Source organism: Actinophytocola sp. (genome assembly GCF_049647105.1).
Taxonomy (GTDB): Bacteria; Actinomycetota; Actinomycetes; order Mycobacteriales; family Pseudonocardiaceae; genus Actinophytocola.
Genome location: NZ_JBARWZ010000285.1, coordinates 19498 through 28029, shown reverse-complemented (window position 1 = coordinate 28029; position 8532 = coordinate 19498). Strand labels below are relative to the sequence as shown.

Annotated in this window: 10 protein-coding genes; 2 read left to right on the top strand and 8 right to left on the bottom strand. The window is 71.9% G+C overall.

Going from position 1 to position 8532, the window contains the following annotated elements; translation table 11 throughout:
• Positions 1–1037: hypothetical protein (locus tag WBA97_RS33910; RefSeq protein ID WP_424235074.1), on the bottom strand; the 1037-nt coding region annotated here is incomplete at its 3' end.
• Here WBA97_RS33910 and WBA97_RS33905 point away from each other — a divergent pair.
• Entirely contained in the window at positions 999–2183 is a 1185-nt protein-coding gene (locus tag WBA97_RS33905) for an SbcC/MukB-like Walker B domain-containing protein (protein WP_424235073.1), read from the top strand. The two genes, WBA97_RS33910 and WBA97_RS33905, sit on opposite strands and share 39 nt — an antisense overlap.
• A gap of 3 nt (positions 2184–2186) precedes the next feature.
• Here WBA97_RS33905 and WBA97_RS33900 read toward each other — a convergent pair whose 3' ends face one another.
• Genes WBA97_RS33900 through WBA97_RS33890 form a run of 3 tightly spaced genes read right to left on the bottom strand, consistent with a single transcriptional unit; the run spans position 2187 to position 4701 of the window.
• Positions 2187–2633, bottom strand: a complete 447-nt coding sequence (locus WBA97_RS33900) for a hypothetical protein (protein ID WP_424235072.1) — start codon at positions 2631–2633, stop codon at positions 2187–2189.
• A complete protein-coding gene (locus WBA97_RS33895) occupies positions 2630–4033 on the bottom strand; it encodes an ATP-binding protein (protein ID WP_424235071.1) in 1404 nt (467 codons plus the stop codon). The genes WBA97_RS33900 and WBA97_RS33895 overlap by 4 nt, the downstream gene beginning before the upstream one ends.
• Positions 4030–4701, bottom strand: a complete 672-nt coding sequence (locus WBA97_RS33890) for a response regulator (protein WP_424235070.1) — start codon at positions 4699–4701, stop codon at positions 4030–4032. The genes WBA97_RS33895 and WBA97_RS33890 overlap by 4 nt, the downstream gene beginning before the upstream one ends.
• 112 nt (positions 4702–4813) lie before the next feature.
• On the opposite strand from WBA97_RS33890, the gene WBA97_RS33885 reads away from it, so the two are divergent.
• Positions 4814–5365, top strand: coding sequence for a D-alanyl-D-alanine carboxypeptidase (locus tag WBA97_RS33885; protein WP_424235069.1), 552 nt, complete (start codon positions 4814–4816; stop codon positions 5363–5365).
• Here WBA97_RS33885 and WBA97_RS33880 read toward each other — a convergent pair.
• From WBA97_RS33880 to WBA97_RS33865, 4 genes are read right to left on the bottom strand one after another with little or no spacing between them, the layout of a single operon-like run.
• Positions 5316–5954 carry a nucleoside/nucleotide kinase family protein gene (locus WBA97_RS33880; protein ID WP_424235068.1) on the bottom strand — a complete coding sequence of 213 codons (639 nt, stop codon included), beginning with the start codon at positions 5952–5954 and terminating at the stop codon, positions 5316–5318. The two genes, WBA97_RS33885 and WBA97_RS33880, sit on opposite strands and share 50 nt — an antisense overlap.
• Positions 5921–6766 carry a PfkB family carbohydrate kinase gene (locus tag WBA97_RS33875; RefSeq protein WP_424235067.1) on the bottom strand — a complete coding sequence of 282 codons (846 nt, stop codon included), beginning with the start codon at positions 6764–6766 and terminating at the stop codon, positions 5921–5923. Before WBA97_RS33875 ends, WBA97_RS33880 begins: the two co-directional genes overlap by 34 nt.
• The gene (locus WBA97_RS33870) at positions 6763–7566 is read right to left on the bottom strand and encodes an ATP-binding cassette domain-containing protein (protein WP_424235066.1); all 804 of its coding nucleotides are present in this window, start codon (positions 7564–7566) and stop codon (positions 6763–6765) included. The genes WBA97_RS33875 and WBA97_RS33870 overlap by 4 nt, the downstream gene beginning before the upstream one ends.
• Positions 7563–8531, bottom strand: coding sequence for an ABC transporter permease (locus WBA97_RS33865; RefSeq protein ID WP_424235065.1), 969 nt, complete (start codon positions 8529–8531; stop codon positions 7563–7565). Before WBA97_RS33865 ends, WBA97_RS33870 begins: the two co-directional genes overlap by 4 nt.
• Position 8532: the final 1 nt, after the last annotated feature.

Genomic DNA, 8532 nt, shown 5'->3' with positions numbered 1-8532 from the left:
AAGGCGGCGTAGCCGAAGGCGGCGTAGCCGAAGGCGGCGTAGCCGAAGGCGGCGTAGCCGAAGGCGGCGTAGCCGAAGGCGGCGTAGCCGAAGGCGGCGTAGCCGAAGGCGGCGTAGCCGAAGGTGACTCCACTCGCGGGGATTCGGGTAGTTGGCCCTTGTCCAGGGGCGGTTCTGTGTTGTCTAGTCGCTTGGGCGGTGGCGGGTCGATCGGTGTGAGTGTTTCGGCTGGTGGCGCTGGTTTGGGTGCGTCTGCTCACGTCGGCGGCTTTCGTGGTTCTGTTGGGGGTGAGGGGTCGGCTGGTAGTTGGGCTGGGCGGTTGCGGGAGGTTGCCGGGGCGTTTGCCGGGCTTGTCGACGAGGCTCGGTTGCAGGGGGCCGACCAGAAGCGGGTTGATGAGCTTCAGTGGCTCGAGGAGCGGGCCGCTGAGGTCGTTGCCTCGTGTTCTTCGCGGCTTGCTGCCGTGCCGGGGGAGCTTGTCGCTGCTCGGGAGGCTCTTGGCGAGGCGGCTCGGGCCGTGGCGGAGTTGCCTGCCTTGGTCACCGCTCGGGAGGAGTTGGCCTCGCTCGTTCGGGACGCCGCGCAGGTGCCGGTGGCTCGGCGGGTGGTTGCCGAGCGGACTGCCGCTGCCCAGGACGCCGTCGACGCTCATCACGCCGCTCGGGAGTCCACGTTGGACATTCGGGAGCGGCGGCTTGTCGGGATGGCTGCCGAGTTGGCTGGGGAACTCGTCGACGGGGAGCACTGTCCTGTCTGTGGGTCCGTTGACCATCCACTGCCCGCTGTTGGCGTCGCTGCCTCCGTCACCGCTGAGGATGAGCGGGCCGCCGTTCGGCTTGAGCAGGAGGCCGACTCCGTTCGGCAGGGCGCTGCTCGGCGGCTGGCTTCCGCCGAGCAGGGGCTTGCCACCCTGCTTGATCGGCTTCGGGACCGGGAACTTGGCGAGCTTGACGACGCCCTTCGAGCCGCCGTCGAGGCTCACGAGCACGCCGTTCGCATGGCCGGTGAGCATCGCGCCCTGCGGGAGCGGGTGCATGGGCTCGAACAGGAGTCCGACGCGGTGCTTGCTCAGCTGCGGGACGCGGAGAAGGAAGTCGCCGGGTTCTCGCGGGAGCGGGCCGGTCTGCTCGAACGCATGGGTGAGCGGGCCGAGCGGTTGACCGCCGCCCGGGGTGAGTTCCCGGACGTGGGGGCTCGGCGGACCTACCTGCTCGACGTCGCCGGGCGGGTGGAGGCGCTTGCCGGTGCCGAGGTGGCCTTGCAGGTCGCCTGGGCCCGGGTCGACGAGCAACGGGCCGTCGTGCTGGAGGTTCTTGGGGCCGCTGGGTTTTCTTCGATCGACACCGCTCTTGCCGCTGGGCGGGTCGACGTCGGCGCGCTGGAGCGGCGGTTGGGTGACGCCGCCGCCAGGGAGGCCGGGGTTCGGCGGGTGCTCGATGATCCGGAGCTTGCCTGCGTCGACGCCTCGGTTCGGGTTGAGGTCGGAGCCGCCGCTGACGCTTACTCCGTTGCGCGCGTGGACATCGAGACCGCTGTGGCGGCGGCTCGGGTGGCTCGCCAGCGGGTTGTCGACGTCGGCGAGTTGGCCTCGCGGTTGCGGGACGCCTGGGCGGAGATGCGGCCCGCCCTTGCCGCGTTCGAAGAACTGTCCGAACTGACCGACGTGGTGAACGGGCGGGGGCAGAACGCCAGGAAGATGTCGCTTCGGGCCTACGTCCTCGCCGCTCGGTTGGAAGAGGTCGCCGTCGCCGCCACTGCTCGGTTGCAGAAGATGAGTGACGGGCGGTTCTCCTTCGTGCACACGGACGTTGCCGGGCCCCGGGGCACCCGGGGTGGGCTTGGGCTTGACGTGCTCGACGCCTACTCCGGGAACACCCGGTCGGCCAAGACCTTGTCCGGTGGGGAGACCTTCCTGGCCTCGCTGGCACTCGCGCTCGGGTTGGCCGACGTGGTCGCCTCGGAGACCGGTGGCGCGCTGCTCGACACCCTGTTCGTCGACGAAGGGTTCGGGATGCTCGACGCCGACACCCTGGACGAAGTCATGGACACCCTTGACGAACTCCGTGCCGGTGGACGGGTTGTCGGGCTGGTGTCGCATGTGGAGGAACTGCGGCACCGGATCCCGGCCCGGCTGCGGGTGCACAAGTCGCGGACCGGGTCGCGGGTCGAGCTGATCGCCTGATCCTCACGCGTCGAACGGGCACGTGAGCGGGAGCAGCTTCTCGGTCGGGTCCGTCAGCGTGACCGGCGTTGCGAGGCTTTCACCCGGTGGGATCGCCGTACAGACGAGCTGGGACCGCGCCTGCGGTGACAGGTACTTCAACGCGGCCGAGATTCGCACCGTGATGCCGTCCTCGCCCTGGACCGCGGTGATCGGGGCCGCGTACGGCGGGATCTCCGTGGTCAGGCCCTCCGCCAGCTCCAGGCTGGTCGGGCCGGCCGCCAGCAGATCCAGAGACGGGGTCCGCTCCGGCGGGCGCACGACCCTCGTCAGGGTGGCACCCCTCAACAGGTACAGCACCCTCCCCTCCGTCACCTCCTCTATCGGGGCCGGACCGCCCGGGATCGGGGCCGTCGGGCGGACGCCGCACGCGGTCAGTGCCAGCAGCAACAGCAACAGCAACAACTTCATCGTGTTCCGCCCCTCGGCAGCGTGAGGGTGAAGACGGCGCCGTTCGCGTTGTCGGCGGTGAGGGTCCCGCCGTGGAGGTGGGCGTTCTCCCGCGCGATCGCGAGACCGAGGCCGCTGCCCGGCGATCGGGTCCGGGCCGTGTCCGCCTTGTAGAAGCGGTCGAACACATGGGGCAGCACCTTCGGCGGCAGGCCAGTGCCCTCGTCGGTGACCCGCACCGTCAGCCAGTGGTCGTCCGCCGCCAGGGTCACGCGGACCGGTTCGGCACCGTGGGTCAGGGCGTTGCCCACCAGGTTCGCGACGATGACGTCCAGTCTCCGCACGTCCACGCGAGCCGTGATCCCTTGCGGGAGTGTGGTTTCCACCCGATCCGACCAGCCCCGGCCGCGGAGCGTGGACGTGATCGCCGCCGCCACGTCCACCTCGTCCGCCAGTAGCGTCGCGCGGCCCGAGTCGAACCCCGTGATCTCGATCAGGTCGGTCACCAGCCGGGTCAGGTTCCTCGTCTCCTGGCTCACCAGCCGCGCCGCCTGCGCCGCGTCCGGGGGCAGCGACGCGGCCTCCTCGTCCAGCACGTCCGTCACCGCGGTCATCGCGGCCAGCGGGGTGCGCAGCTCGTGGGACACGTCCGCCACGAAGCGGCGGGCCTCCGACTCCATCCGCCGCAGCTCACCAACGTGGTGCTGCAGGGCCTGCGCCGTGTCGTTGAACGTCGCCGACACCCCCGCCAGCTCGTCCGTGCCGCGGACGGTCAGCCGTGCCGTCAGGTCACCGGCACCCAGCCTCGTCGCCGCCCTTCGAAGCTCACGCACCGGGCCGAGCACGCCCTGCGCCGCCAGCAACGCCAGCACCACCGCCACGGCCAGCGCGGCGCCACCGATCAGCCACGCGCGGGTCGCGAGGCCGTCGATGCTCACCTCCTCCGGTTCGAGGCTTCTGAGCGAGTACACCTCCAGGTCCGTGCCGCCGAGCCGCGTCCCGGTGACCAGGACCGGCGCGCCGCCAGGCACCCCGGTCACCAGGCCCGGGGCGTCGCCGGGCACGATCCGCTGCCACGAAACGCGCCCCGCGCCGACCGCCGCGCGCAGCTCGGCCGATACCCACCCCTGCCGCAGGTCACCGAACCACCGGTCGCCGTACACCGCGGCCGCCGTGTCCGTCCGGTTGGACAGGGCGCCGGCGAGCGCGATCAGCTGGCGATCCGTCGGCGGCAGTGTGCGCAGCGGCTGCTGTGCCTGCAGCTCGCTCAGCAGCGACGACACCGCCGCGTCCTGGGACCGTTGCAGGATCTCGTTGCGCGCCTGCACGTACATGGCGCCCGCCACCCCTGCCGCGGTCAGCACCACCAGCGCCACGAACGCGGTGAACAGCCGGGCCCGCAACCCCCACCAGCGGTTCACAGCGGGCCGAACCGGTACCCGAAGCCACGCACCGTCTGCACGAACCTCGGGCTCGCCGGGTCGTCCTCGATCTTGGCGCGCAGGCGCTGCACACACGCGTCGACCAGCCGCGAGTCGCCGAGGTAGCCGTGGTCCCACACCGACTCGAGCAGCTGCTGCCTGCTCAGCACGCGACCCGGCGACGACGACAGCTCCAGCAGCAGCCGCAGCTCCGTTGGCGCCAGGCTCACCGGCTCGCCTGCCTTCGTGACCACCAGCGAGGTCCGGTCGACGGTGAGGTCGCCGTGGCGGTCGAGCTGCGCCGCCGTGCTCGCGTTGGCCCGGCGCAGCACCGCCCGGATCCGCGCCTCCAGCACTCGTGGCCGCACCGGTTTCACCACATAGTCGTCCGCGCCGGCCTCCAGGCCCGCCACGACGTCCATGTCGTCGCTCCGGGCGGTCAGCATGATGATCGGCAGCTCACCGGTGGTCCGGATGCGTCTGCACACCTCGAAGCCGTCCATGCCGGGCAGCATCAGATCGAGCACGACCACGTCCGCCGACGACAACAGTGACAGGCCCGACTCGCCGGTCGCCGCGGCCCGCACGGTGTGGCCCTGCCTGGTCAGTGCCAGCGTCAGACCGTCGCGCACGGCCTCGTCGTCCTCGATCAGCAGCACCCGGGGCATGGCAACCACGATCGCAGCGCGCGGCGGCGTGCGCCTCCCCTGGGGCGAACTGTTACACGTTCATCGAAAAGCCGTCGCAGCACGCCGACGTGCGGTCGCCACCGTGGATGGCATGCGACGAGACACCATCTTCGCCTGGCTCACCACGGCCATCGCCCGCGTGCTGCTGCCCGTCGCCGTGCTCCGGCACGGGCGGCGGGGACGGCACGTGGCCGCCCAGTGGGCGCTCGGGCTCCGGTTCCCGCACGAGGAACTGCGCGGCCTCACCCCGGCGGCACACGCCGCGTTCACCTCGGCCCGCACCGAGGCGCTGTGGCGGGACCGGCAGCTCATCGGGCTCAGCTCAGGGCACCGGGACGCGGCCGTGCAGTGGCGGATGTTCCTCGACGAGGTCGCGCGCACCGGCGCCGAGTCGGTCGCGCGGCTGCGGGTCCTGCCGCCGGACGAGTCCGCGCACGTCACCGGCATCGCGATGGACGTGCGGCCGGCCGAGGGCGCACGGTGGCTCGAGGCGCACGGGTGGCGGTTCGGGCTGTACCGCCGCTACGACAACGAGTGGTGGCACTTCGAGTACTGGCCGGTCGCGCCGCCGCCCCGGCTGCCCAACCCCGCGGTCAGTCGACCTCACCCAGCACCAGGTCCGCGGCCCACCGCGTGGCGTTGATCAGCATCGCGTTGTGCTCGTCGGAGCCCAGCGTGCGTTCGCGGGCCTCGTCGAGGGTGCGGCCGAAGGCCCGGTGGCGTGCGATGAGCCGGTCGCGGCGGAGCGTCTCGTCCGGGGCCAGGAACCACGTCTCGGTCAGCAGGGTGCGGACCTCGTGCCACGGCGGTTCCGTCAGCAGCAGGTAGTTGCCTTCGGTCACCAGGTAGCGGTGCGCCGGGCGGACGGGGACGGCACCCGCGATCGGTTCCTCGATCTCTCTGCGGAACTCGGGTGCGTACACGGTCTCGCCTTCCTGGTCGCGGATCCGGCGCAGCAGGTGCACGTAACCCGCCGCGTCGAAGGTGTCCGGGGCGCCCTTGCGGGCCGTCCGGTGAAGGCGTGCCAGTTCGACCTGTGCCAGGTGGTAGCCGTCCATGCCGACCAGCACGGCTTCCTCGCCCAGCGCCTCGACCAGGCGTTCCGCCAGCGTGGACTTGCCTGCGCCGGGCGCGCCGCAGATCCCGATCATCGGGCGGCCCGGCAGCGCGCGGACGCGCGCCACCAGGTCGGCGAGCCTCACGACATCAGGCCCTGCATCGGTGCCACCCATGCCCTCGCTCCCTCGTGCCGGATCCGCACCGCCGCCGCGCGGTTCGCGTACTCGACCATCACGGGCACCTCCGCCGCGCCCGGCACCCGGCCCAGCCGGGCCACGGCCAGCGCGAACGCGCCGTGCCACACGTCGCCGGCGCCGACGGTGTCGCGGACCTCGACCGGCGGCACCGGTACGTCGCCGCGTGTCCCGCCCGCCTGCCAGGACACGGGATCCTGGCCGTTCGTCCTGATCACCACCGGGTTGTCCAGCGGCACCCGCGACTCGAACGCCGACGAGCACGCGCAGACGTCCACAAAGGACAGTAGCTCGGCCAGCACCGGTTTCCAGCTGCCCGCATCCAGCACCACCGGGATGCCGCGCGACCTGGCCGCGCCGGCCGCGGCCAGCGCCAGCGCCGGGTGGTGGCCGTCCAGCAGCAGGACGTCCGCGTCGGACAGGTCGGTGACCGGCGGCGCGGACACACCGGCCGCGTTGTGTGACACCACGGTCCGCTCACCGTCGCTCGTCCGGACCGACACCGCGCTCACCGGGGGTGGCGCGGTCCGGCCCGGCAGCACGTCCGCCAGCTCAACCCCGCACGCAGACAGGTCCTCGGCGGCAAGGCGCGCAAGCGGATGCGCACCGAGCACAGTGGACAGTCGCGCCCGGCCACCCAGCGCGGCGACGGCGACCGCCGCGTTCGCGGCCGGGCCGCCCGCGGCGACCTCGACGGACTCGGACTGCACCTTCTCGCCGGGCGAAGGCAGCACGGCCACCCGCTGGACGAGGTCCACCGTGCACAACCCGACGGCGACGACGAGGGTCACCGTTCGAGCCCGGTGGTCAACCCGACCTCCTCGATCGACCCGTCCTCCCCCATGCGCAGCGCGCCGGTCAGCAGGCCGACCACGGCGTTCATCGAGTGCGTCTTGGGCGACACCACCGCGACCCGCTTGCCGAGCCGGTGCACGTGGACGCGGTCGGCGATCTCGAAGACGTGCGGCATGTTGTGGCTGATCAGCACGACCGGCAGCCCGCGCTCGCGGATCCGGTCGATCAGCTCGAGGACCTTGCCGGACTCCTGCACGCCGAGCGCGGCGGTCGGCTCGTCCATGATCACCACGCGCGACCCGAACGCCGCCGCGCGGGCCACCGCGACCGCCTGCCGCTGCCCGCCGGACAACGTCTCCACCAGCTGTGTCATGGACTTCACGTCGATGCCCAGCTCGTCGAGCACCCGCCGCGCCTCGCGCCGCATGCCCTTCGCGTCCAGGCGCCGGAAGACCGTCCCCAACGGGCCGCGCCGCCGCCGTTCCCTGCCGAGGAACAGGTTCGTGGCGATGTCGAGCGCGGGCGCGAGCGCGAGGTCCTGGTAGACCGTCTCGATGCCGTGGTGGCGGGCGTCGAGCGGGCCGTGGAACCTGACCGGGACGCCATCGACGAGGAGCCGGCCCGAGTCCGGGATCACCGCGCCGGACAACGCCTTGATGAGCGTCGACTTGCCCGCCCCGTTGTCGCCCACGACCGCGAGGACCTCGCCGGCCTCCAGCTCGAAGTCGGCGCCGTCCATGGCCGTCACGCGGCCGTACCGCTTGACCAGGCCGTGCGCCTCCAGCACGGGCGTCATCGCTGCCTCCCCCGCGAGAACCGGTCGACGGCGACGGCCGCGATCACCAGCGCGCCGGTCGCCACGTCCTGGTACAGGTTGTCGATCCCGGCCTGGGTCAGCCCGGACCGCAGCACCGCCACGATGAGCGCGCCGACCAACGTGCCGAGCACGCTGCCCCGGCCGCCGAACAGGCTGGTGCCGCCGATGACGACCGCGGTGATCGAGTCGAGGTTGCCGAGCTGGAACGCGTTCGGGTCGGCGTTGGGCACGCGGCCGAGTGCCTGCCACGCCGCGAACCCGTAGCAGAGCCCGGCGACCACGTACACCGAGAACACTGTGCGGCGGACGTGGATGCCGGACAGCCGCGCGGCCTCCTGGTCGTTGCCGACGGCGTAGACATGCTTGCCCCAGCCGGTTTTCGTGAGCGCGTACCAAAGACCGAGGAACATGGCGAGCATGACCGCCATGCCGTAGGTGACCTCGATCCGACCGAACAGGTACTGCGTGGTGCCGAGCCACCCGAGGGTGGGGTCGGTGACGGGGAAGCTCTGGCCCTGCGCGTAGAGGCGGCTCGCCGCGGTGACGATCGTCAGCAGGCCGAGCGTCACGATGAACGGCGGCAGCCGCAGCCCCGTGACGAGTCTGCCGGTGACCGCGCCGATCAGCCCGGCGACGCCGATGCCGACGACCAGCGCGACGGGCGCGTCGGCGCCGTTCATCGTGAGCTTCGCGATCAGCAGCGTGGCGAACACGGCGATCGCCGCGTTGGCGAGGTCGATGCCCGCGGTGAGTATGACGAGTGTCTGGCCGAGTGCCAGCGTGCCGATCACCAGCGACTGCTGGACGACCAGAGACAGGTTGTCGACATCGAGGAAGGTGTCGGTGGTCAGCCCGAACACGGCCACGGCGACCACGAGCGCGATCGCCGGGCCGATGGCGGGGGTGCGGAGGATGAGCTCGCTGGGGGAAACGCGGGTCGTCATC